This window comes from Corynebacterium phoceense (genome assembly GCF_900092335.1).
GTDB classification, from domain to species: Bacteria; Actinomycetota; Actinomycetes; order Mycobacteriales; family Mycobacteriaceae; genus Corynebacterium; species Corynebacterium phoceense.
The window spans coordinates 25,699-48,921 of sequence record NZ_LT596208.1 but is presented as its reverse complement, the minus strand read 5'-3'; the positions used below and the strand labels follow the sequence as shown (position 1 = coordinate 48,921).

Genomic DNA, 23,223 nt, shown 5'->3' with positions numbered 1-23,223 from the left:
TCCTGCACAGCTTTCCTGCACAGCTTTCGTGCGGATTCGTGCGCGCGGCATTTTCAGCGTGCGCGCGATATCCTCCCCGCACTATACGGCGCAACGACACCGCGTACAGCGATAGCCTCGAGCCACAGAGGGGTAGCTCGCGAGAGACGTTGACACCCCCATGCGTTCAGCCTTCTGCCCTGCATACAACGGTGTAATCCCCGCTCCGGCGCACTCCGAGCGACTATTCGCCCTCGCGCGCCGTGTCACGGCGGTCCCTAGGACAAAGCCTCGGTGAAGGGCTCGAGATCCACCTCATCCTCAACGGATTCCAGCAGCTCCGCAGCCTTTTCATGTAGTTCCTCGTCGCCAGAACCGGCGAGCGAACGAATGAACGGGTATTCGGTAATAATCTCCCCCGCCGTAAAAGGCGCGCCGGCCCAAATGGCGGCGATCGTCGCCGCAGCAAGGCCGTTGCTTCCCTCGTCACCAGAGGCATCGCCGCTGGCAGCAAGCATAACGGCGTCACGCACGGCCTCCACGATATCCTCATCTTCGAGGTCGGCCAGCTCATCGAGGAAGTCTGTATTCACGTCAGAGCTGAGGATGTGCTCATCCCAGGTACTCATATTCTCTCCTTTATCAAAGGTCTAGGCCAGACGGCGACCATGGTATTGTCGTTACCAACTTGTTACCACAGTCATGTCACGAGAGGAATACCGCAGGTGAAAGCCGATACGCGCCGCGCGCTCATCTTCATCGTTGTCGGTGTGCTTCTTGCCGCCGGCATCGGTGCAGTTGTGTGGCGCCTCGGGACCCCAGGGTCCTCTTCCTCTGATCCTGCCATGAATGAGGCCGTCGGCGCCGGTGACATAGACCTACGCAGCACCCAAGCTGCGGGTGACGATGTGCACGACCACGTCTACGCCACGGAAACCGGTGATAGCAGCAAGTCTGGCCGCAACGTGGCACCGCTGGCGGATGACCCTTTCTTGGCACCAAACGCCGTGTTCAACACGAAGAAGCTGGATGCCAACCCCACCACGTATTACCGCCCGGGCAATATCAGCGACGGCACCGTCCTGCCCACGTCAACCCGCGGCCCCTCGGCACGGACGCAGATTCCCGCCACCATGGCGCCTGGTGCGACTGCGGCCCCCACGACTGTCATCACCGCGGTGACGGGCGACCTGCACCCGGGCGCGCCGACTTCCATTGGTACCTTGCCCACCAATGCGCCGGCCCCCGCGCCTAGCCCACGCGACTCCACGTCCAGGTCTGATGACCCGGCTCCGGCGCCCACCCATGCGCCCACGTCACAGCAGCCGACGCCGCGGCCCACCATTGAGATCCCCACGGATAAGCCGACAGAAGGCCCCACGCGTGACGAGGACACGCCTGCTACCTCGACGGACGAGACCACTCCGGTCGAGCCCACGGAGACCACAAGCACGCAAGACACGCCGACGACCGCCACGAACGGCCACACCTCGCCGGCGAACGAACCCACGAGCGCCGACTCGCCACAGCCCACGGCTGACTCCCCCACCGCTGAGACCACCGGCGTGCACACGACCACGCAGGCGGATCCGCAAGAGCCCACGGAGCTGGCCAACTAGCGCGCACCAAGAACGCATTCGGCCCCGCTGTCTCCTTCGTTGTCAACGAAGGAAAGGCAGCGGGGCCATGGGCGTGTGCGGCGCCGTACGCGACCGGAACGAGGCGCGAACTAGGCGCGCGCGACGAAGAGCTGTGCCGGGGCGGCGGCAGCGGAGTCAACGGTGACCGTGACGGGACCGTCCGTAACGGGCAGCCAAGCGGCCTCGCCCGGAGCCAGAGAGGTCTCACCCAGCGTCACGGTGCCGTGCGTGCACAGCGCGATGGCCGGGCCGGTGGGGTTGAGCGTGCCCGTGGCACCAGCCGGCAACTCGTAGCGGTCGACGGTGAACTCGTCGGCCGGGGTGATGTATTCCTCGGCCACCGTGGCGGCCACAGAAAGGCCATCGCCCAGCTGTTGCGGGTGCACACGCGGCTCCTCGAGCGCGGCGAATTTGAGGACCTTGACGAGCTCGGGCACATCGACGTACTTGGGCGTCAAACCGCCACGCAGCACGTTATCCGAGTTCGCCATGACCTCCACGCCGAGGCCGTGGACGTAGGCGTGGAGCTGGCCTGCGTCGAGATAGACAGCCTCGCCCGGCGCGAGCTCGATGTGGTTGAGCAACAGCGCGCCCAGCACGCCGATATCGCCCGGGTACTGCTCGTTGATGTGGAGGACCGTATCCATGACGCGCGACATCCAGCCTTCCGGCACGCGCGGGGCCGCAGCGACGATGGCGTCGATGAGCTCGCGGCGTGCGGCAGAGGGAATGGTAATCCACGTCGTAAACAGCGCACGCAGGTTACCTTCCTCCGCGTCCGGGGTCTCCTCCGGCGAAAGCATGGACTGGTAGCGGTCGAGCTCCGGGCACTCGAGAGCAGCGAAGAGCTCGCGCGTGCGCGCCAGCGGGCGGAAGCCCGCCATGGCGTAGAAGGGGCTGAGCGCAATGATGATCTCCGGCTTGTGGGAGCCGTCCTTGTAGTTGCGCTTCGCGTCATCGAGCGCGATGCCCAACGCATTCTCACGGGCAAAGCCTTCCGCGGCCTGCTCCGGTGAGGGGTGCGCCTGCAAGGACAAGACGTCGTCTGCTGCCAAAATCTTCATGAGGAACGGCAGGCCGCCGGCCCACGGTGCGACGCTGCGCGGGTCCGCGTCGATGACCTCGTCAAGGCGCGCGCCCGTCTCCGCGAGCGTCGAGGGATCCCCAGGGTGGGCGCCGTACCACAGCTCGGCGAGGGGCTGGCCCGAAGGCTCAGAGCCCACGAGCTCGGGGATGAGCGTCCGTGAGCCCCAGGAATAGCGGCGTGCGGCAGGGACAATCTTGTCCATGAAGTCTCCTCTCAATCCGAGCTAGTGCTCGGAGGCATGAAAAGCTGTCGCGGCTAGGGCGCGCACAAGCAACTGCAAGGGATGTGCTGCGGCCGTAGAAGCCGTGACTGCGATATACGTGGGCGGCGTCGTTGACGCGCTGGAACCGGAATATTCAGCGGAATCCGGTTCTTCAACCGACGCCATAGGATAATCCTGACTCGGGGCACCCGCCAAGCCCTGCGGGCTCTCGGGTGCGCCATCCCAGATAAGCACCTTTGACAGTACCATTGGCGGACCGTCAAGGAAGGGATCGTAGAACGGGTCGGCGCGATCCGCGCCCTGTCCCGTGCTCTCCGCGGCGCGGCGCTCGAGCACCGCCGGGACCAGCTCCGGCTCGACGTAGGTGCCGCCCAATCCGCCTGCCGCCCACAGCGCCGCGGCGACCTGCGCCACGGCACCGCCAGTGTGGATAACGTGCGTTCCTTCCACGGCGTTGCGCAGCGCACGCGCAGGGTTGACCGCCGCGTCACGCTCCGGGGAGAGCGTCTCCAGTTCCTGGTCGAGCTCGTCCGCCAGCCCCACGAGGTACTCCGTGGTCACCGTCGCCGGCTGATGGAAGGCATGGAAGATAGCCTCCAGTCCCGCGATATAGCGCGCGGGCGAGGTTCCTTCGGCCGTGGGCAGGGCCTCGATGATAAGCGTGCCCTCCCACACATCCGAGACGCGGTAGTAGGGACCCGCGCACACGGCAACGAGGTACGTGGAGAGCGGGTAGTCGANCGACCACTGTGTCGAGTGCTCCCACGAAGGCGGGCAGCTGTTGCGTCACCACAACGGGAACACCGGTCTGCTGGTCCGCCACACATTGCGCGCACGCGCGCGCCACAGCGTCCGTGGGCAGCAGGACGACGGCGCGCGGTGTCGCACCAAAGAGCAAGGATTCCAGGGCGGAGGTTGCCCCCGACAAGACGCGTACCTGGGCGCCTTCGTGCGCGACGTCGAAGAAGCGGACGGTTTCCGGGTCATAGTCGCTGGAACCAGACCAGTATCCCGGCTCCGCAGCCTCGTGAGAACCGTCACCGCCCAGCTCGGGGCGGTCCTCCCAGTTCGAAGTGTTCATGGTCCCCCACCCTATACTGATCTCCCATGACATATCCTGTGATTTTGGTAGGCGGCGGCCCCGGCACATGGGACCTCATCACCGTCCGTGGCCTGCGCGCGCTCGAGCAAGCAGAGGTCATCCTCGCCGATCACCTCGGGCCTGCCGCACAGCTCGAGGATTTCCTCGATACCTCCGAGAAAGAGATCATCGATGTTTCCAAGCTCCCCTATAGGAAATCCATCTCGCAGGAGAAGATCAACGAGCTGCTCATCGAGCACGCTCGCGCCGGCAAGCGCGTCGTGCGTCTCAAGGGCGGCGATCCTTATGTCTTCGGCCGCGGCTTCGAGGAGCTGCAGGCGCTCACGAACGCAGGCCTTGCCTGCGAGGTCGTCCCCGGCGTCACCTCCGCGATTTCCGTCCCGGCGCTCGCAGGCGTGCCCGTCACCCAGCGCGGCGTCGTCCACGCCTTCACGGTCGTCTCCGGCCACCTCGCCCCCGGCCATCCCAAGTCCCTCGTGGACTGGGAGGCGCTCGCCCGCTCCGGCGCCACGCTCAGCGTCATCATGGGAGTGAAGAACGCCGGGAAAATCGCCGAGGCCCTCCTGGCTGGCGGTCGTCCCGGGTCTACCCCGGTCGCCGTCATTCAGGAGGGCACCATGTCGGGTGAGCGCACCTTCCGCACCACGCTCGAGGGGCTGGGCGCACTCATGGAGGGCGAGGCCATCGCCCCGCCCGCCGTTTACGTCATCGGCGAGGTCGCCGGACTGTAGGCATACTCCCGCGCGCTTGCCGATGCCCCCTCACGCGCAGCGTCGTCTTCTCCCTCGCGCGCAGCGTCATCTTCTCCCTCGTCCGCCGCAGGCTCCACGGTATCCGCTTCCTTGCGCGCCGCCCGGTAGGCCAGCGTGCCGCGGACGGTGAGCGTCACACCCACCACGCCGAGGGCCACGAGGACCCACGCCGGCGCATCGACGACCTTGGGCACGTTGAGCACGACAATGGCCGTGCCCACCACCCCGCCCAGCGCGACCGGGTTAATACGCGAGATAAGCCACGCTGCGATAGGCGCCGCGATAACGCCACCCACGAGCAAAGCCGCGACGGCCGCAGCGTGCGCGACGATCTCGTCCCACAGTCCCAGCACGAAACCGAGCGTCGCACCCAAGGTCACGAGGAACTCCGAGGCGCTCACCGTGCCCACAATGCGACAGGGCTGCTCGCGGCCGATCGCCATGAGTGTCGACGTGGACACCGGGCCCCAGCCGCCGCCACCAGTGGCGTCGACGAAGCCACCCACGCTGCCCAGCCCAATGAGGAAGGGCGTCGAATGCATGCGTCCGGCCTGAGGGTCGCGGCGCACGCGGCCGCGCGAGAAGCGCCACACGAGGTTGCAGCCAATCGCAGTGAGGATGGCCCCGGTCACCGGCGCCGCCGCATCCGTGGAGATCCGCGACAGGACCGTCGCTCCCAGGAATCCGGCAATGCCGCCGGGCACGCCAAGGCGCACCACCGTGGGCCAGTGCACGTTGCCAAAGCGCCAATGGGAGGCACCGGAGACCAACGTGGTGCCCAACTCTGCCGCATGCACGATGGCGGACGCCTGTGCAGGGCCAAGGCCCGCGAGCAACAGCACCGTCGTGGACGTGACGCCAAAGCCCATGCCAATGCCACCGTCGACCAGTTGCGCGGCGAAGCCCGCCAGTGCAATAAGAATAAGCGTGCGCATATTAATTCCTTACTGTGACAGAGGTAGCGTGGCCCCGCAACGGGAAGCGCACGGGGGCGACTTGTCCGCTGTGACGGGCATGGCCCACCCTGGGGGCGCCACCGCGCGCACGGGCCGCGACAATGGGCGCAAGTGCCGCGCCGAGGGGCTCAGGAACGCCGCCGTCGTAGGTCTTTCCAATGCGATGCACGCCGCGCGGCTCGAGCAGGTCAAGTAACAGGCCCGGCGCGACGAAGAGCGGGAGCACCTCGGCGCTGCCATGCGTCGCACACTGGGCATCCACGCCGGCCAGGCCATACGGGGTGCCCGCCGCCTTCGTGGCGAAGATGCACGAGGTCGACTGCCCCGTGAGATCCCCCACGCGCACCGCGAGCCGCTCGACAGCGGCGTTGGCCTGCGCATTCGAAGAACCCACGGAATAGATCACGAGGTGCGCGCTCGGATCGTGCACGCGAGCTGCAAGCAGCGCCGCGATATCGGAACCCGTGCCCAGCACGGGCGCGACGCGCAAGTCCACGCCGGTGAGCTCAGAGGCTTCCGCCGCAACCGTGGGCACGTCCACGCGGGCGTGGTAGCCCTCAGTAAAGAGCAAGGGAACGACCGTTGCCTGCGTCTCGCCGGCCAAGGCGAGCGTGAGGGCGGCATCGGCAAGCGTGGGCGCGGTGAAGTCCAAGTACGCGGCGCGGGTGACCTCGCCGGTGAGATCTTCGGTAGCCCGGGCGAGCTCCTCTACTGCACCGGCCGCGGCAGGGTGCCGCGAACCGTGGGATAAGACGATGATCGCCATGACGGGGAATCCTTTATGACTGGGGACGGGCGGAATGTCCGTGCCGGCGCAGGGAGTCCTGCAGGGCTTGGGCAGCGGACGGGGTGGCGGACGCCGCCACGGGGGCGTCGTCTTGGCCGTGGAACATGACGGAGAAGACGCGCAGGCACGCGCTGCAGCGCCACGCGAAATCGCCTTCCTCATCCGGGAAGAGCGACTCGGACGCGCAGTACGGGCAGTACGCCGGGTGGTTGCGGTTCGGGTTGGGCTCGCGGCGGAAACGCATTACTTCAGCAGCTCCTCGTCGGCGCGCACGACCCAGTCACGGAACTGCTCGCCGGGCTCGCTGTTCTCCTTGAAGTTCGTGACGACGCGGGTGACGTACTCGCCCACCTCATCCGCGATGACCTTGTGGCCGCGCAGCTTGCGACCCCAGGCCTCCTCGCCCAAGCCGAGCGCGCCGCCCAAGTGCACCTGGAAGCCCTCAACGCGGTTGCCCTCGTCGTCCGTGACGGTCTGGCCCTTGAATCCGATATCGGAGACCTGCGAGCGAGCGCACGCGTTAGGGCAGCCGTTGAGCGAGATGGAAATCGGCACGTCGAGGTCGCCCACACGCTCCTCGAGCTCATCGACGAGCTGGATGGCGCGCGCCTTCGTCGTCGCGTGCGCGAGCTTGCAGAACTCCAGGCCGGTGCAGGAGATGATGCCGCGGCGGAACTCGGAGGGTTCCGGGTACAGGCCGGTCTCATTAAGCGCAGCCTTGAGCGGCTCGATGACTTCTTCCTTGATATCGAGGAAGAGCAATTCCTTCATGGGCGTGGTGCGGATGCGCTCGACGCCGAAGCGCTCCGCGACGTCCGCGATGGCGATGAGCTGCTCACCCGTCGCGTGGCCGACCGTCGGCTTGACACCCACGTAGTAGTTGCCGTCCTGTTGCTTGTGGACACCGAGGTGGTCGCGATTGCCCAGGTGCGGGGCGACCGGCTCCGCGCGCTCGAGCGGCGCGTCAAGGTACTCGGTTTCGAGCACCTCGCGGAACTTGTCGATGCCCCACTCGGCGACGAGGAACTTGAGGCGCGCGCGGTTACGCAGACGGCGGAAGCCATAGTCACGGAAGATGCTCACCACACCGTGCCAGACCTCCGGCACGCGCTCAAGCGGGACGAAGACGCCGAGCGAGCGCGCGAGCATGGGGTTGGTGGACAAGCCGCCGCCCACGAAGCAGTCGAAGCCCTTGCCGAGCTCGGGGTGCTCGCGACCGACGAAGGCGATGTCCTGAATCTCGTGCGTCACGTCCTGACGGGCGTTGCCGGAAATCGCGGTCTTAAACTTGCGGGGCAGGTTCTGCACGTCGTCGGAGAGCAGGTACTTCTCCGTAATCTGGTCGATAGCCCAGGTGCCGTCGATAATCTCGTCTTCCGCGACGCCGGCGACGGGCGAGCCGAGGATGACGCGCGGGACGTCACCGCAGCCCATGAGCGTGGACAGGCCCACCTTCTCCAGCTTCTCCCAGATAGTGGGGACGTCCTCGATCTGGATCCAGTGCAGCTGAATATTCTGGCGGTCCGTAAAGTCCGCGGTCGAGCGGGCGTAGTCGCGCGAAATCTCGCCCACGGTGCGCAGCTGCTCCGGGGTGACGCGGCCTCCGTCGAAGCGCACGCGCATCATGAAGTACTCGTCCTGCAGCTCGGTATTGCTCAGCGTGGAAGTGAGCTCGCCGCCTAGGTTCTGCTTGCGCTGGGTATAGAGGCCTAGCCACTTAAAGCGTGGCGCCAGGTCTTCGGCCGGGATGGAGCTAAAGCCCTCCTTGGAGTAAATGTCGATGACGCGCTGGCGCGCGGACAGGCCCGGGTCCTCCTGCTTAATGACCTCGTCCTGGTTCAGCGGCTCGGTGCCGTCAATCTTCCACTGGCCTTCCGGCTTCTTTTTCCTTGTGCGGGGCGTGCGCTCGCGGGTCGCGGTCGTCATGGGGTGCTGTCTCCTGAATGCTCATCGATGCCGCCGTGTGCGAGTGGCGGTCACGTGCGTTGTGCTGTGTTTTTGTCGTTCCGGCGGCGCGGGATATATGGCCCACGCCACAACTGGATTGGCAACCACGCTAGTGAAACAACATGGTTCAAACAATATAGACAGCTTGGTCTTTAAAATTCATACCGTATTACCTGCCACTTTGGGACGAATGAAATTGGGGGACTTGCCCACCCACGCAAAGATGAGTTCAATAGGACGCGCATACCGTATGCCCCTAGCCTGGGCATTCGGCACTATGATGGATATATTTATGAACAGATACGTCTAGTTGCGCACCGAAGCACTAGACACGAGACCACTGTGGAAAGGGATCTTTCATGACTTCACCCCTGCGCGTCGCCGTCATTGGCGCTGGCCCTGCCGGAATTTACGCCTCCGACATCCTCGTCAAGAAACTCTCCGGCAACGTCCAGATTGACCTCATCGAGCAGATGCCGGCCCCCTTCGGCCTCATCCGTTACGGCGTGGCTCCGGACCACCCGCGCATCAAGGGCATTATCAAGTCCCTCCACCGCGTCATGGAAACCGAGCAGATCCGTCTGCTCACCAATATCCACGTCGGCCGCGACGTGACTGTCGAGGAACTCCAGGACTACTACGACGCTATCGTCTTCGCGACGGGCGCCGTGGGCGACCGCCACCTCAACATCCCAGGCGTCGACCTCGAAGGCGTCCACGGCGCCGGCGAGTTCGTGGGCTTCTACGACGGCAACCCGCGCTTCAAGCGTGACTGGGACCTCTCCGCTACCGAGGTCGCCGTCGTCGGCGTGGGCAACGTTGGCCTCGACGTCGCCCGCATCCTCGCGAAGACGGGCGACGAGCTCCACGTCACCGAGATCGCGGACAACGTGTACGAGTCCCTGAAGAAGAACAAGGCAGAGACTGTCCGCGTCTTCGGCCGCCGCGGCCCAGCCCAGGCAAAGTTCACCCCGCAGGAGCTCAAAGAGCTCGACCACTCCCCGACTATCAACGTCGTTGTCGACCCAGAAGACATCGACTACGACGAGGCCTCACTGGAAGCTCGCTCTAACTCCAAGTCCCAGGACCTCGTGTGCCAGGTGCTCGAGCAGTACGCCATCCGCGAGCCTAAGGAGGCTCCGCACACGCTGCAGATTCATCTCTTCGAGCAGCCCGTGGAAATCCTGGGCGAAAACGGCAAGGTGACCGGCATCAAGACCGAGCGCACCGCCCTCAACGGCGACGGTTCCGTCTCCGGCACCGGAAAGTTCACCGAGTGGCCGGTCCAGGCCGTCTACCTCGCCGTCGGCTACCGTTCGGACCCGATCGAGTCCGTGCCGTTCAACGATGACCGCCACGTCATCAACAACGACGGCGGCCACGTCACCTCCCTCGACGGCGAGGTCGTCCCTGGCCTCTACGCCACCGGCTGGGTCAAGCGCGGCCCCGTGGGCCTTATCGGCAACACCAAGTCCGACGCCACCGAGACCATCGGCATGCTCGTCGCCGACTATGAGGCAGGCAAGCTCTCCCACTCCCACGGCGAGGACTTCACCGAGCTGCTCAAGGATAAGAGCGTGGACTACCTCACCTGGGACGGCTGGAAGAACCTCGATGCCGCCGAGCGCGCCGCAGGCGAGGCCGAAGGCCGCGAGCGCAAGAAGTTCGTCGAGTGGGAAGACATGGTCTCCCAGTCGCACAACTACCAGATCTAGGCTTTCCAGCCCCGACACCACCGCCGCCCCGCGGTCCGCTTCGTGCGGACGGCGGGGCGGCGCGGTATTTTCTGCACCCCGGTCGAGTGCACGGGGGTCGTCTTTGGGTTGTATGGCTTCAGGCCGGCAGCGAGGGCCTGAGATGATAAAACTCACAGTACACAAAACCGCCGGCCTGGAAACCAGGACGGCGGCGAGCGGCGCGAAGCGAGCTACGCGCGAATGATGGCGAGGACCTCGTCAACGATTGCTTGGACTTCCTCGGCGGTCTTGGCCTCGACGTTGAGGCGCAGGAGCGGCTCGGTGTTGGAGGCGCGCACGTTGAACCAGGCCTCGGTATCCTTGAGCTGCACGGTCACGCCATCGAGCTCGTCAACGGACTCGATCTTGTCAGCCAGCGCGTCGAGCACGGCCTGCGTCGCTGCCTTCTGGTCGGCGACGGTGGAGTTGATCTCACCGGAGGCCTCGTAGCGAGAGTAGTCCGCCATGAGCTCGGAGAGCGGCTTGTCGGACTCGCCCAGGGCCGCCAGGACGTGCATCGCGGCGAGCATGCCGGAGTCCGCGTTCCAGAACTCCTGGAAGTAGTAGTGCGCGGAGTGCTCGCCACCGAAGACGGCCTTCTCCTTGGCCATCTGAGCCTTGATGAAGGAGTGGCCCACACGCGTGCGCACGGCCTTGCCGCCGTTCTCCGCGATCATCTCCGGCACCGTCTTCGAGGTGATGAGGTTGTGGATGATCGTCGCACCCGGGAATTTCTTGAGGTAGCGCTCTGCAACGAGCGCGCAGATAGCCGAGGGGCTCACCGGGTGGCCCTTCTCGTCCACGACGAAGCAGCGGTCCGCGTCACCGTCGAAGGCCAGTCCGATATCGGCGCCTTGCTCGACGACGAACTTCTGCAGGTCGACGAGATTCTTCGGATCCAGTGGGTTGGCCTCGTGGTTAGGGAACGTGCCGTCGAGCTCGAAGTAGAGCGGGCGCAGGTCGAAGGGCAGGCCCTCGAATACCTCGGGGACGGTGTGGCCACCCATGCCATTGGCGGCATCGGCAGCAATGACGAGCGGACGGGACGCCTCGAGCGGCACCAGGCCGCGCAGGAACGCCGCGTAGTCCGGCAGGACCTCGCGCTCGGTGATGGTGCCAGGCGCACCGTCGAAAGCGGGCACGCCCTCGACGAGCATGTCCTTGATGGTCTCCAGACCGGTCTCCTGGCCCACCGGCACGGCGCCAGCGCGGCAGAGCTTAATGCCGTTGTACTTGGCCGGATTGTGGGAGGCGGTGAACATCGCGCCCGCGTGGTTCAGGGAACCTGCCGCGAAGTACAGCTCGTCGGTGGACGTGAGATTCAGCTTGATGACGTCGAGGCCTTGGGAGACGACGCCCTCCGCAAAAGCCTGGGACAGCGCCGGCGAGGACGGGCGCATGTCGTGGCCGATGGCGACGGTGGTCTCACCCTCGCCGCGCAGGATGGACGCGTACGCCGCACCCGTGTCCCGAACGAGGTCTTCGTCGATATCCTCGCCCACGACGCCACGCACGTCATAAGCCTTAATCACTGCATTGAGCTGTTCACGAGTTCGCATAAGCCCCAAGTGTAGCCCCCATTTTCGGCAAACCGAACACGCGACGGCCCGGCGTCACACTTAGCCAGCGTCTTTATGGCGAGCTTTCAGCTATTCCCCAGGCTGTCCAGGCTCCCGAGCGTCGCTCGCGTCCGCGTCGTCCGCATCCGGGACGACGTGGAGATGCGCGCGCCGCGCCGCCCGCACGTCAGCCACGCGCCGCATGCGGAAGACCGGGTGATTAGACCGCGCCGGATCCGCACCATCAAAGGTGGGCTCGTAGTCGATGGGATCGCGCGCGCCCTCATCGTTTACTTCATCCGTGACGCGTCCGCCGGCGCCGACGGCCTCGGCTAATGCTAGGAGATCATCGTCATCATCGAGCTCCACGCGGTCCACGCGTACGAGTTCCCAGCCATGCGGCGCAGTAATCCGCGAGGAGTGGTGTTCGCACAGGTCCCAGCTGTGCGGATCTTTCTCCTCGCTCAGGGGACCCACGACGGCGGTTTGCTCCGCGTAGGCATACGTGAGCGTTGCTACGGCAGGGCGGCCGCAGCCAGGACGCGAGCAGTGTCGTTCGGCGGGTCGTTGGTGAGTCACGGTCCCCTAGTCTAGTGCCCACCGGCCCAAAGTTGGGCAGGCCCGCGCGCGGCGTGGTTGCCTCCGCGACGTGTGTGCGCCGCCTACAATCTACGGCCATGACCACCGCGCGCCCCCACATTCGCCCGTTCCGTGACCGGCGTGGACGCGGCGCGCGCGGGCCCCTTCTCCCCCAGCAGAGCCCGCGCTTCCGCAGCCGCTCCGAGCTTTTCGATGCCGCCGTGCTTGAGGCTTACGCACCCCTCCAGAATTCCTATGCCCGGGAGCTCTCCGGCGTGGACATCGCCGTCGACACCGTGCCACGCATGCGCCTGCGTGCCGATATGACGGTTCTGCCGGATGAAATAATCGCTGACGGCCCAGTGCCGCTGGGGCGTCTGCTTCCCGCCGGCGTCGACGTCCGGGGACGTCCCACACGCGCCCGCTTCGTCGTTTTCCGCATGCCCATTGAGGAGCGCACCACCAACCACGCCGAGCGCGCAGAGCTGCTGTCCACCGTGCTCACCGCGCTTGTGGCGACGTACCTCAACGTCGAGCCGCAGGATATCGACTCTCGGTTCAACTGGTAAGCGTCACGCTCTAACTGCAGAAAACCCGAAAAATCCCCTTTCAGGGACCTTCACCGTCGCGCTCGCCTTGTGGCGAGCGCTTTTATACGCCGCGTACGCGGGCGTTTAGCCTATTTGGCGCTTGAGGCGGCGACGCTCGCGGTCCGAGAGCCCGCCCCAAATTCCAAAGCGCTCGTCGTGTTCGAGTGCGTATTCCAAGCACTCATCGCGCACTGCGCAGGCTTGGCAGATGCGCTTCGCCTCACGCGTCGAGCCGCCCTTCTCTGGAAAGAAAGCTTCCGGGTCGGTCTGCGCGCACAGCGCCTGGTCTTGCCACTCTTGCTCAACAGCGCCAAAGAGTTCATCCAACGACAGCGCCGCCGCAGCAGCGCCACGGAGATTGGCGTTATTAGCCATGTCGTCCACGCCGTTTTCCTTTCTCCGTTGGTCGTATCCGCCACGGGCTGCGCCTACAACGCGCCCGGGGGACCTTGTTCTGATTCCAAGGGCGGCGGGGCCCATCCTCCCACAGACGGTGATGTCGATGGAGAGTCACTGCTCCCGCCGCGCTTTCTTACACACTTGTGATTTAACCCGCCGCCACTAAATATCGTCAACCTGCGGGAGCTGTTTTTTACCTGAGAACCACGAACGTGCAGCTCGTTTTTAACATCCGCCACATTGATCACAATAAAACCATTCAGGGGGCAAAAGCCGGGGGTACTACATCTAGTGGCAGCAAGGATCGACACTCACAATTTCGCACAATCCTCGGCGTGTCGCACCACTGCGCCGAAAAACTTCCCCCCCCTTTCGACACGCAGCCCGCGACGCACGAAAGGCCCAACCCGCAGCTACAGGGATTGGACCTTTGCATGGCCGCGCCCGCACACCGGGCTGGGCGTTTTAGGCGTCAGAGCTAAAGCGCACGCCTGCGTCCGGAATCTGCACACCCGGAAAGACGCGCATGCCGCCTTGCAGCTCGCAGCGCGCACCAATGGTGGCGCCTTCGCCGATGACGCAATTGTCGATGTGCGCGTTCGCACCCACGTGGACGCCCGAGGCGAGGATGGAGTTCGTGATGACGGCGCCCGGCTCGATGGTCACTCCGTCAAAGACAACGGTGCCGTCGATACGGCAGCCCGCACCGACCTCCGAGCCGCGACCCACCGCGGTACCCGAGAGCAACAGCACACCACCGGCGATGCCCGCCGAGGGATCGACGAAGGACTCGCCGGTGTGGCCCTCGAGGAGCGGCGACGGCGCAATGCCACGCACGATGTCGGACGAGCCACGCACGAAATCATCCGGGCGGCCCATATCGCGCCAGTAGGAGTTGTCCACGTGGCCGAAGACGCGCTTGCCTGCCTCGAGCAGCTGCGGGAAGGTCTCGCGCTCCACGGAGACCACGCGGTCGGCCGGGATGGACTCGATGAGTTCCTTCTTGAACACGTAGCAGCCCGCGTTGATCTGGTTCGTGGGCGGATCCTCGGTCTTTTCCAGGAATGCCGTGACCTGGCCGTTGGAATCCGTGGGCACGCAACCAAAGGCGCGCGGATCGGACACATTAAGAAGGTGCATGGTGAGGTCTGCATCCTTCTCCTCGTGCGCAGCGAGGATGCCATTCAAGTCCATGCCAGAGAGCACATCGCCGTTGAAGACCATGACGGTGTCATGGCGCAGCTTATCGTAGACGTTGCGAATGCCGCCGCCGGTGCCCAGAGCGGTCTCCTCGACGACGTACTCAATGTCGAGCCCGAGCTCCGAACCGTCGCCGAAGTATTCCTCGAAGACCTCTGCCTTAAACGACGTGGACAGTACGACGTGCTCGATGCCCGCGGACTTGATGCGCGCCAGCAAGTGCTGGAGGAAAGGGTAGTTCGCCGTGGGCAGCATCGGCTTCGGCGTACTGATTGTCAAGGGGCGCAGACGCGTACCGCGGCCACCCACGAGGATGACTGCGTCTACTGCAGGAGCAACCATGAAATAAATAATCCTTGTCTTCAGGGATGTCTATCGCGAAAGAGTTTAGCCCTTTCGCGCCGTAGCAACGGCGTAGCACGCCCGCAGACGCAGCCCTATTTTGAGAGCCCAGCGCACAGGTGCCTGCCACCATGCCGGATGACGGTCCGCCTGGAAGCGATAGGCCGAGTCGTGATGAGCACGCAGCATGGCGCCCGCATGCGCCTGCGTCGAGTGCCCTTTGGCGTGCGTGATGATGGCCTCGGGACAAAAGACGTTTTCCCAGCCCGCCCGCGTAAAGCGGTCGCCCAAGTCAACGTCTTCGAGGTACATGAAGTAGCGCTCGTCGAAGCCGCCGATGGCCTCAAACGCATCCCAGCGCACGAGCACGCACGAACCCGACAGCCAGCCGGTGATGCGTTGGCGCGTCATGTCCGCGTCATTGCGGTAGGCCTTCGACCACGGATTGGACGGCCACACGGTACCAAAGAGCGCATGGCCGATACCGGTGGCCAGCGTAGGAATGGCGCGGGCGGACGGGTAATTCGTGCCATCCGGCTCCACGATGCGCGGCCCCACCGCCGCCGCGCGCGGCCAGGCCTCCGCGCAGGCGATGAGCGCGTCGAGCGCCCCGTCCCCGAAGGTGACGTCAGGGTTGGTAATGAGGAAGAAGTCATCGCGAATAACGCCCTCGGCAGCGAGCTCGCGCAGGCGCGCGGCGCCCGCGTTCATGCCGCCGCCGTAACCGATGTTTCCGCCCGTGTCGAGGAGCTCAACGTTGGGGCGCTGGGCCGCGGCGGCCTGAGGCACGCCATCGGTGGAGCCATTATCGGCGAGGACCACGACGGCATCGGCAGCCGTGGCAGCGGGCAGTGAATCCAGGCATGCGGCAAGGTAGTCCCCCGGTGAGAATGTCACCGTGACTACTCCTAATGGCCGCTGCGACCCCGCGTGTGCATGTTTCACAATGCGGACAACTCTACACTGCACTGCACCGATCTAATACGTGACAATCGCCATGTCCGTTAAAAAGATCGGGTCTCACTCGCCTACACTGCTTCACAGTTCACCTTGTCTACCTTTTCTATAGAAAGCGATCCTCCGTGAGCCCTGACATGCCACGCCCCGTGCGCGATATTAAACCCGCGCCGACTCGGGCTCGCAGCCTCACCCAAGCCGGTTCCACCTCCCTCAAAGTGGTCCTGGCCGTCGTCGCCGTGCTCGTCATGCTCGTCTCCGGCACCGGCTATGCCCTCGTGGGACGCCTCGGTGGTGAACTCGGCTCCATCGACAACCTGTCGCTGGGCAACGGTGACAAGGGCTTCAAGGACGGCAACAACGCTGACGGCGCCATGGACATCCTCCTCGTCGGCTCCGACTCTCGCGTTGACGCCCAAGGCAATACGCTCAGCCAGTCCGAGCTCGATGCTCTGCACGCGGGCGTCGATGATGGCGAGCACAACACGGACACCATCATGGTCATCCGTATCCCCAACGATGGTTCCCGTGCCAGCGCCATCTCCATCCCGCGCGACACCTACATCAACAACGGGCCGGAGTACGGCAACATGAAGATCAACGGCGTCTTCTCCGCCCACGAGTCTGCACGCAAGGATGAACTGGCTGCCAAAAACCTCGAAGCCGAGCAAGCCGGCGAGAAGCCCAAGTACACCGACAAGGACATCGCCGCCGAGGGCACGGCTGCCGGCCGCGCGGCGCTCCTCGAGCAGGTCCGCGACCTTACCGGCATTGAGATCGACCACTACGCCGAAATCGGCCTCGTGGGCTTCGTGCTGCTCACCGAGGCCGTGGGCGGCGTCGACGTGTGCCTCAACGCACCAGTTAAGGAGGAGCTCTCCGGCGCGGACTTCCCCGCCGGGCAGCAGACCTTGAACGGCGCCCAGGGCCTGGCCTTCGTGCGCCAGCGCCACGAGCTCCCCCGCGGCGACCTCGACCGTATCGCCCGCCAGCAGGCCTTCACCGCCTCCCTCGTATCCAAGCTCCTGTCCTCCGACACGCTCACGAATCCGTCCAAGCTCTCCAAGCTCTCCACCGCCGTCGAACGATCCGTGAGCTTCGACTCCAACTGGGACATCATGAGTCTAGCGAGCCAGCTCTCCGGCCTGGCCGGCGGCAACGTCACGTTCAACACCATCCCCGTGACCTCCATCGACGGCCAAGGCGACTACGGCGAATCCATCGTCACCGTCGACGTCGCCGAGGTGCACCGCTTCTTCGACGATCTTGCAAAGACTGCGGAAGAAACAAGCGAATCCGCCACCCCCTCGGCCACCGACACGGGCGAAAAACCCGTCGCGGATAACCTCGAGATCCACGTCCTCAACGCAGGCGATGTCAGTGGCCTGGCCGGTGGCGTGGGTTCCTGGCTGGAAAAAGTCGGCTACACCGTCGCCCGCACCGCCAACGCCGACCCGGGTATCTACTCCGAGTCCCAGGTTGTCGCCGCTGACCCCGAGTCTGAGACCGCAAAGAAGTTCGCTGAGCAGCTCGGCGGCCTGCCCATCACGGCCAACGCCAACCTCGACGAGAACACGCTCATCGTCGTCACCGGCAATGACTACACCGGTCCGTCCGACCAGGCACAGACGGATGCCTCCGCCGCGGAGGACAGCACCTCCGAGGAGCCGGTTGGCACCCCGGGCGCCGACTTCGGTACCGCTGAGGTCTCCCCGGAGATCAGCGCTGGCGGGGATTCCCCGCGCTGCGTGAACTAACTGCATCGCGCACAAAGAAAACGCCGAAGGCGCCGAACTCCTTACGGGGTCGGCGCCTTCGGTGTCTCTATCTCTCTCAAGGTGTCCCCTCCGGGCGACGACAAACGCCACCCGCGCGGTGTCTCACGCCGCGTACCCCGGGACTGGGGTCATACGCTCGCCGCAAAGGCGAACGCATACCGCAGAGTATGACTCTCGATTCTGGACGCGAGCTGATCTGCGGCTTCATGTTCGTCTCCGATTCGCTGATAGAACAGTCAACATTCTGCAGAAGCTAGCCGCGGACCCGGCAAAGCGCTGCTGGGCCTCAATTTTCATGAAGTTCCTCCGCAACGCGCCCGGTATTCAAGTCCCCGGAAAGCCCCAGTTAGGGCACTACGAAAAGTAAAGGGTCCCCGTCGCCTGCCTCGGGGGGAGGGCGGCAACGGGGACCGAAATGCAAGGTGGGGCTTCCGAGCAACTCGGGGGGGGTGAATGCCCGGCGCCGCACTGCCTTGCACACACAGAATAACGTACCACTCACAAAAGTGCGACATTGGCACGCTGAGCTGGGATTTCGCACGCTTCGCACAGCACGCACACCGAGCGCTACACCCCCATTACAGGCGTGAGGTCACCTTCTCATTGTCCGCAATGACATCGAGCCGCTCGGCCTCGGTCAGCCCCGCCACGACAACGGCAGATCCGCCGCCTGCCAACGGCGCGAGGACAGCGTCGCTAAACGTCGCGTTATCCACCCACCCCGTGGACAGCAGACGATGCTCCTGCGGGATCGGCACGACCTCTTCCAACGCCGGGGCGTCGCCCATGTACTGGTCCCCGTAGAAACGCACCGTCGGCCCAAAGTCGAGCGCGCCGGCGGGCAGCTCCCCGCCAGTCTCCGTGACGCCACGGCCAAAGGGATCATCGTTGACCACTACCACGTCACCGCTATGCTCCGACGCACGCTCCAGCGACGCAAACGTGACCTCCGGGCTGAGCTCCGTGTCATCTGTAAATTCGTAGTTCACGCGCGCCGCAACCGCTCCCAACGCAATGACGGCTGCCTGCCAGCTCACCGGCACATCGATGACAATCGTGTCTCCGGGCGCCAGCTCGAGCTCCTCTTCGAGCATGTTGGCGATCTTGCACGCCCAGTTGTCGAGGGTCTGGGCCGAGAAGTCCATGCGTGCGCCTGTGGCCTCGTTGTAGACCGTAAGACGCGGCGAAGATGGATCGCGTTCCAACAGAGTGTGCAGCAGTTTCATGGCCGCCCATCCTACCCGCCCGTCGCGCGCCGAGTTGTCCGGCATAATCGGCGTCATGATATCCCAGACCAGCCCCGCTTCTCACCGCACAGGTTCGCTCACCGTCGTCGGTTCTATCAACGCCGATCTTTTCGTCCACACCGCGCGCCACCCGCACCCGGGCGAGACACTCCTGGGCTCCGGCGGCGAGGTTCTCGCCGGCGGCAAGGGTGCCAATCAGGCCGTCGCGGCTGCGCTCCAGGGTGCGCACGTCACGTTCGTCGGCGCGGTAGGCGACGACGCCTACACGCAGCCCGCGCTGCGCTACCTCGAATCCGCAGGCGTCGATCTCACCCACGTCGTTCGGCTCAAGGACACGACAACCGGCCTAGCGGTATGCACCGTCTCCGACGACGGCGAAAACACCATCATCGTCATTCCCGGCGCGAATGCTCACGTCGACGCCACTTACGTCACCGCGCACACCGCGGCCATCACCGAGGCCGATATCGTGCTGCTTCAAGGCGAAATCCCCGCAGACGGCTTCCAGGCCGCCATTAACGCCGCCAGCAACACCCGCGTCATCGTCAACCTCGCCCCCGTCGTCGAGGTCGACCGCGACGCGCTGCTCAAAGCCGACCCCATCATCGCCAACGAACACGAGGCAGGACTTATCCTCGAGCAACTCGGCAGCCCCGCCACCAGCGACGATCCCCACGACCTCGCGCAGGCTCTCCTCGACGCTGGCTTTGCTTCCGTCGTGCTCACTCTCGGTGCCCGCGGCGCCCTCGTCGCCGACGCCGAGGGCCTCACGGACATCGCGACGCCGCACGTTACGCCCGTCGACACGACCGGNCCAGTCTCGCCCTCCACCGCACCTCCTACACACGCGCCCTTAGGTACAGTGGCGGCCACATTTCCGCGACCGCCCATCACAATCAGAGGAGAGACCGTGACTCCCCAGACAACGCCCCCAACCACGCCGCGCATCATCGACGCCGAGACCATCGCGGCCCACGTCCGCCCACGCGACGCCGTCGACACGCTGCGCCGTGTCCTGCGCGAGGGATTCGACCCGGCCAACGACCACGCGCGCTCAGCGTTGCCCACGGCCAACGGCGAGTTTCTCCTCATGCCGTCTACCTCGTCCACGGCATTCGGCATCAAGCTCATTTCCGTCGCCCCCGCAGGCTACAACCCCGACCTGCCACGCATTCAGGGCACGTACGCGCTCTTCGACGGCGAGACGTTGAGCCCCTCCGCGTTCATCGACGGGATTACGCTCACCAATTTGCGCACGCCCGCCGTGTCTGTCGCCTGCATTCTTGATCTGCTCACCGCCTCCTCGCAGCCTCTTGACGCCGTCATTTTCGGCGCCGGCGTGCAGGCCGACGCTCATGCGGCCACGCTGCGTGACACCCTCGCGGGCGTACGTCCCGTCCGCACGACTTTTATCAGCCGCACCGATCCCGGTGACGGACGCACCTGGCACGCTGCCGGGTCCGCCGAGGCCCAGTCCGCCACCGCCGGCGCTGAACTCATCATCACGACGACCACCGCGTCCGAGCCCATCCTCGATGCCGCCGACGTCCGCACCGATGCCCTCATCGTCGCCGTCGGCTCTCATACCCCGGACGCCCGCGAGCTGCCCAGCGAACTCATCGCCGCTGCACAGGTCATCGTCGAAGACCACGAGGCCACGCTGCGCGAGGGCGGCGACGTCATCCTCGCCATCGCAGACGGTGCCGCCGACGCATCCGCGTTCCATACCTTCGCCGAGGTCGTCCGCGGCGACGTCGAGCTCCACCGCGACTCCCCCATCGTTTTTAAGTTCACCGGCATGCCGTGGGAAGACCTCGCCGTCGCCGAGACCATCGCCGCCGCCATTCCTTCCTAAACGCACCTCGTTACCTCAGACGCCCAATTCGCACCGCCAAGCCCGGCCCACCCCAAGGCCGGGTTTTTCGCGCATCTCGTCCCCTCATTCCACAGAATCATTGCACACGCACGCATTGTGACGTAGGCTACCCCACAAAACTAATAGCCATTCGCTAAACGGGAGGATTGACCACCATGACCGACATCCATTTCGTCTCCGCCGCACGCTTACCCATTGGCAAATTCGGCGGCTCGCTGGCGCGTTTCAGCTTGGAAGAGCTCGGCGTGACGGCAGCAAAGGCTGCGATTGAGCGTTCGGGGATTGCCGCCACAGAAATCGATTCCTCCGTCATCGCCAACGTCCTGCCCATCATCCCCAGCGACTTGTACATCTCCCGCAAGATTGCGCTCGGCGCGGGCATGGAGGACTCCTCGATTGCGATGAACGTCAATCGACTCTGCGGTTCCGGCGTCCAAGCCATCATCTCCGCGGCGCAGCAGCTGCGCGACGGGGACGCCACGGTCGCGCTCGCGGGCGGCGTCGAGTCCATGTCGAACGCGCCCTACTCCGTCGAGGGCGCCCGCTTTGGCAAACGCATGGGCGAAGGCAAGCTCTATGACTGGCTCACGGGAGCACTCAGCTGCCCGTTCGGCACCGGACACATGGGCGTCACGGCCGAAAACGTCGCCTCTGACCATGGCGTCACCCGCGAGCGCCAGGACGAGTTCGCGGCCGAGTCGCAGCGCCGTGCGGCCGCCGCGCGCGACGCGGGACTTCATACCGAGGAAATCGTGCCCATCGAGACAAAGAAAGGCACCTTCGACCACGACGAGCACATCCGTGAGACCACCCCGGAGGCGCTCGCTGGGCTCAAACCCGCCTTCCAAAAGGACGGCACCGTCACCGCCGGCAACGCCTCGGGCATCAACGACGGCGCCGCCGCGGTCGTGCTCACCACGGGCGAGGAGCTCGAGAAGCGCGGCCTGACCTCCTTGGGCAAGCTCGTAAGCTGGGGCATCGGCGGCGTCGATCCCACGCGCATGGGGCTGGGCCCTGTCGCGGCCGTGCCGAAGGCCCTGGAGAAGGCAGGGCTCAGCCTCGACGACATTGATCTCATCGAGTCCAACGAGGCCTTTGCCGCCCAGGCGCTCGCGGTCCAAGACCAGCTGGGTTTTGACCCCGCCAAAACGAATATCTACGGCGGCGCCATCGCCCACGGCCACCCCGTCGGCGCCACGGGCGCCATCCTCACCACGAAGATGCTCTACGCGCTGCGCCGCGAGGGCAAGCGCTACGGCCTGGTCACCATGTGCATCGGCGGCGGCCAGGGCATCGCCATCATCATCGAGAATAAGGAGGTCAACTAAATGACTATCCAGAAAGCCGCCGTCTTTGGCGCAGGCTCCATGGGTGCAGGCATTGCCGCACTGTTGGCCTCCGCCGGAATCGACGTCCTACTCTTCGACATCACGCGCGAGGGCGCACAGAAGGGCATTGACATCCAGGTAAAACGCAAGGGCTTTTATCACCCGTCGCACGTGGAGAATATTCGCCCAGCCGTCACGGGCGAGGACCTCCAGCTCCTCGAGGACCGGGACTGGGTCATCGAGGCCATCTTTGAAGACTTAGACGCCAAGCACGACCTCTACGCGCAGGTCGAGCCGCACCTCAAAGACGGCGCCCTGCTCACGTCAAATACCTCGACGCTGCCGCTGGCACGACTTCTCGAAGGCATCACGCGGAAAAACACGTTCGCGATCACGCACTTTTTTAATCCGCCCAAGATCATGCGGCTGGTCGAGCTCGTCGCCAATAACGACGACACGGCCGCGACGCTGCGCCTGGCCATCGAGCAGCAGCTGGGCAAGGTTGCCCTCGACTGCCGCGACACCCCGGGCTTTATCGCCAACCGCGTGGGCTGCTACTGGCTGGCCGCCGGCGTGTTCACTGCCCGCGAGCACGGCGTGAGCTACGAGCTTGCCGATGCCGCCTTTGGCCGCGCGTTCGGCATCCCCCGCACCGGAGTCTTTGGCTTGCTCGACTACATCGGCCTCCAGCTCGTCGCTCCCATCTGGGGCAGCCTCGAAGCTGCGCTCCCCCAGGGCGACCGCATCTTCGACGTGCCGCTGGGCCGCGACGAATTCATCGCAGGCCTCGTCGAGCGCGGGCTCACCGGACGCACCGGCGAGGGCGGTTTCTACCGCGGTCGCGACGAGTCGGTGCGCGAAGACTACTCATATGGCCCGCGCCTGCAGCCGGACGATCCTGTCGTGGGTCTCAAAGACCCGCGCGAGGTCATGGACACCGACTCCCCCGGCGGCCGGTTCGCGCGCGATCTCTTCCTCGCGACGCTGCGCTACTGCTGCGAGGTTGCCCCGGATATCGCGGACCACGTGGGGCTTATCGACGACGGCCTCAAGCTCGGCTTCGGTTGGAAGAAGGGCATCTTCGAACTGGCCGATGCCGTCGGTCACGAGTGGCTCGTCGCGGCGCTCGCCCCGGCGGGAGGGGGGGGGGCCGCGCGGG

21 protein-coding genes and 1 pseudogene are annotated in these 23,223 nt (G+C 65.2%); 9 read left to right on the top strand and 13 right to left on the bottom strand.

What is annotated here, in order from left to right:
* Nucleotides 1-257: 257 nt before the first annotated feature.
* Nucleotides 258-608 carry a DUF4259 domain-containing protein gene (locus BN9444_RS04415; protein WP_066511657.1) on the bottom strand — a complete coding sequence of 117 codons (351 nt, stop codon included), beginning with the start codon at nucleotides 606-608 and terminating at the stop codon, nucleotides 258-260.
* A 96-nt stretch (nucleotides 609-704) separates the two neighbouring features.
* Here BN9444_RS04415 and BN9444_RS04410 point away from each other — a divergent pair, with 96 nt between their 5' ends.
* A complete protein-coding gene (locus tag BN9444_RS04410) occupies nucleotides 705-1,598 on the top strand; it encodes a hypothetical protein (protein WP_068801494.1) in 894 nt (297 codons plus the stop codon).
* Nucleotides 1,599-1,708: 110 nt separating this feature from the next.
* Here BN9444_RS04410 and manA read toward each other — a convergent pair whose 3' ends face one another.
* On the bottom strand, nucleotides 1,709-2,908 hold the full coding sequence (gene manA / locus BN9444_RS04405) for a mannose-6-phosphate isomerase, class I (RefSeq protein WP_066511652.1): 1,200 nt from the start codon (nucleotides 2,906-2,908) through the stop codon (nucleotides 1,709-1,711).
* 21 nt (nucleotides 2,909-2,929) lie between these two features.
* Nucleotides 2,930-3,637 (bottom strand): hypothetical protein, encoded by a 708-nt coding sequence (locus BN9444_RS04400; protein WP_068801493.1) that lies wholly within the window; start codon nucleotides 3,635-3,637, stop codon nucleotides 2,930-2,932.
* A 399-nt stretch (nucleotides 3,638-4,036) separates the two neighbouring features.
* Between BN9444_RS04400 and cobA the strand changes: the two genes are divergently transcribed.
* A complete protein-coding gene (gene cobA, locus BN9444_RS04395) occupies nucleotides 4,037-4,762 on the top strand; it encodes a uroporphyrinogen-III C-methyltransferase (protein ID WP_077210036.1) in 726 nt (241 codons plus the stop codon).
* Here the strand turns inward: cobA and BN9444_RS04390 are convergent.
* The 4 genes from BN9444_RS04390 to BN9444_RS04375 are packed head-to-tail and all read right to left on the bottom strand — an operon-like array spanning nucleotide 4,732 to nucleotide 8,452.
* Nucleotides 4,732-5,718, bottom strand: a complete 987-nt coding sequence (locus BN9444_RS04390) for a sulfite exporter TauE/SafE family protein (RefSeq protein WP_082750294.1) — start codon at nucleotides 5,716-5,718, stop codon at nucleotides 4,732-4,734. The two genes, cobA and BN9444_RS04390, sit on opposite strands and share 31 nt — an antisense overlap.
* 1 nt (nucleotide 5,719) lies before the next feature.
* Nucleotides 5,720-6,505, bottom strand: a complete 786-nt coding sequence (locus BN9444_RS04385) for a sirohydrochlorin chelatase (RefSeq protein ID WP_066511646.1) — start codon at nucleotides 6,503-6,505, stop codon at nucleotides 5,720-5,722.
* Nucleotides 6,506-6,518: 13 nt separating this feature from the next.
* Entirely contained in the window at nucleotides 6,519-6,770 is a 252-nt protein-coding gene (locus tag BN9444_RS04380; protein ID WP_066485354.1) for a hypothetical protein, read from the bottom strand.
* A complete protein-coding gene (locus BN9444_RS04375) occupies nucleotides 6,770-8,452 on the bottom strand; it encodes a nitrite/sulfite reductase (protein ID WP_066511631.1) in 1,683 nt (560 codons plus the stop codon). Before BN9444_RS04375 ends, BN9444_RS04380 begins: the two co-directional genes overlap by 1 nt.
* A 380-nt stretch (nucleotides 8,453-8,832) precedes the next feature.
* On the opposite strand from BN9444_RS04375, the gene BN9444_RS04370 reads away from it, so the two are divergent.
* Nucleotides 8,833-10,188 (top strand): FAD-dependent oxidoreductase, encoded by a 1,356-nt coding sequence (locus tag BN9444_RS04370; RefSeq protein ID WP_066485343.1) that lies wholly within the window; start codon nucleotides 8,833-8,835, stop codon nucleotides 10,186-10,188.
* Between the two features lie 212 nt (nucleotides 10,189-10,400).
* On the opposite strand, the gene BN9444_RS04365 is transcribed toward BN9444_RS04370, so the two are convergent.
* Entirely contained in the window at nucleotides 10,401-11,768 is a 1,368-nt protein-coding gene (locus BN9444_RS04365) for a phosphomannomutase/phosphoglucomutase (RefSeq protein ID WP_068801491.1), read from the bottom strand.
* A gap of 90 nt (nucleotides 11,769-11,858) precedes the next feature.
* A complete protein-coding gene (locus tag BN9444_RS04360) occupies nucleotides 11,859-12,347 on the bottom strand; it encodes a DUF3499 domain-containing protein (RefSeq protein WP_066485336.1) in 489 nt (162 codons plus the stop codon).
* Between the two features lie 98 nt (nucleotides 12,348-12,445).
* Between BN9444_RS04360 and BN9444_RS04355 the strand changes: the two genes are divergently transcribed.
* Nucleotides 12,446-12,916: a metallopeptidase family protein gene (locus tag BN9444_RS04355; protein WP_066485330.1), complete on the top strand. Its 471-nt coding sequence runs from the start codon at nucleotides 12,446-12,448 to the stop codon at nucleotides 12,914-12,916.
* 105 nt (nucleotides 12,917-13,021) lie between these two features.
* On the opposite strand, the gene BN9444_RS04350 is transcribed toward BN9444_RS04355, so the two are convergent.
* The 3 genes from BN9444_RS04350 to BN9444_RS04340 form a co-directional block, all read right to left on the bottom strand.
* A complete protein-coding gene (locus BN9444_RS04350; RefSeq protein WP_066485327.1) occupies nucleotides 13,022-13,321 on the bottom strand; it encodes a WhiB family transcriptional regulator in 300 nt (99 codons plus the stop codon).
* A gap of 480 nt (nucleotides 13,322-13,801) precedes the next feature.
* Nucleotides 13,802-14,878, bottom strand: coding sequence for a mannose-1-phosphate guanylyltransferase (gene manB, locus BN9444_RS04345; RefSeq protein WP_068801490.1), 1,077 nt, complete (start codon nucleotides 14,876-14,878; stop codon nucleotides 13,802-13,804).
* 45 nt (nucleotides 14,879-14,923) lie between these two features.
* Nucleotides 14,924-15,823 (bottom strand): glycosyltransferase family 2 protein, encoded by a 900-nt coding sequence (locus tag BN9444_RS04340; RefSeq protein ID WP_369799407.1) that lies wholly within the window; start codon nucleotides 15,821-15,823, stop codon nucleotides 14,924-14,926.
* A gap of 137 nt (nucleotides 15,824-15,960) precedes the next feature.
* On the opposite strand from BN9444_RS04340, the gene BN9444_RS04335 reads away from it, so the two are divergent.
* Nucleotides 15,961-17,592, top strand: a complete 1,632-nt coding sequence (locus BN9444_RS04335) for an LCP family protein (protein ID WP_420888710.1) — start codon at nucleotides 15,961-15,963, stop codon at nucleotides 17,590-17,592.
* A 599-nt stretch (nucleotides 17,593-18,191) separates the two neighbouring features.
* Here BN9444_RS04335 and BN9444_RS04330 read toward each other — a convergent pair.
* Nucleotides 18,192-18,839, bottom strand: coding sequence for a TIGR03089 family protein (locus BN9444_RS04330; protein ID WP_066485322.1), 648 nt, complete (start codon nucleotides 18,837-18,839; stop codon nucleotides 18,192-18,194).
* 55 nt (nucleotides 18,840-18,894) lie between these two features.
* On the opposite strand from BN9444_RS04330, the pseudogene BN9444_RS04325 reads away from it, so the two are divergent.
* The 4 genes and pseudogenes from BN9444_RS04325 to BN9444_RS15055 all read left to right on the top strand — a co-directional run.
* Nucleotides 18,895-19,671, top strand: a pseudogene (locus BN9444_RS04325) (ribokinase); the annotation flags it as partial.
* Between the two features lie 51 nt (nucleotides 19,672-19,722).
* Nucleotides 19,723-20,715, top strand: a complete 993-nt coding sequence (locus BN9444_RS04320; RefSeq protein WP_267886673.1) for an ornithine cyclodeaminase family protein — start codon at nucleotides 19,723-19,725, stop codon at nucleotides 20,713-20,715.
* A 176-nt stretch (nucleotides 20,716-20,891) separates the two neighbouring features.
* Nucleotides 20,892-22,064: an acetyl-CoA C-acyltransferase gene (locus tag BN9444_RS04315; RefSeq protein WP_068801489.1), complete on the top strand. Its 1,173-nt coding sequence runs from the start codon at nucleotides 20,892-20,894 to the stop codon at nucleotides 22,062-22,064.
* Nucleotides 22,065-23,223 (top strand): 3-hydroxyacyl-CoA dehydrogenase family protein (locus BN9444_RS15055; protein ID WP_233423544.1); only part of this gene is annotated, 1,159 nt, incomplete at its 3' end.

Coding starts and splice junctions, on each gene's coding strand:
- BN9444_RS04380 (WP_066485354.1), bottom strand. CDS start 6,770: ATGCGTTTCCGCCGCGAGCCCAACCCGAACCGCAACCACCCGGCGTAC.
- cobA (WP_077210036.1), top strand. CDS start 4,037: ATGACATATCCTGTGATTTTGGTAGGCGGCGGCCCCGGCACATGGGAC.
- BN9444_RS04415 (WP_066511657.1), bottom strand. CDS start 608: ATGAGTACCTGGGATGAGCACATCCTCAGCTCTGACGTGAATACAGAC.
- BN9444_RS04385 (WP_066511646.1), bottom strand. CDS start 6,505: ATGGCGATCATCGTCTTATCCCACGGTTCGCGGCACCCTGCCGCGGCC.
- BN9444_RS04390 (WP_082750294.1), bottom strand. CDS start 5,718: ATGCGCACGCTTATTCTTATTGCACTGGCGGGCTTCGCCGCGCAACTG.
- manA (WP_066511652.1), bottom strand. CDS start 2,908: ATGGACAAGATTGTCCCTGCCGCACGCCGCTATTCCTGGGGCTCACGG.
- BN9444_RS04330 (WP_066485322.1), bottom strand. CDS start 18,839: ATGAAACTGCTGCACACTCTGTTGGAACGCGATCCATCTTCGCCGCGT.
- BN9444_RS04355 (WP_066485330.1), top strand. CDS start 12,446: ATGACCACCGCGCGCCCCCACATTCGCCCGTTCCGTGACCGGCGTGGA.
- BN9444_RS04370 (WP_066485343.1), top strand. CDS start 8,833: ATGACTTCACCCCTGCGCGTCGCCGTCATTGGCGCTGGCCCTGCCGGA.
- BN9444_RS04315 (WP_068801489.1), top strand. CDS start 20,892: ATGACCGACATCCATTTCGTCTCCGCCGCACGCTTACCCATTGGCAAA.
- manB (WP_068801490.1), bottom strand. CDS start 14,878: ATGGTTGCTCCTGCAGTAGACGCAGTCATCCTCGTGGGTGGCCGCGGT.
- BN9444_RS04365 (WP_068801491.1), bottom strand. CDS start 11,768: ATGCGAACTCGTGAACAGCTCAATGCAGTGATTAAGGCTTATGACGTG.
- BN9444_RS04375 (WP_066511631.1), bottom strand. CDS start 8,452: ATGACGACCGCGACCCGCGAGCGCACGCCCCGCACAAGGAAAAAGAAG.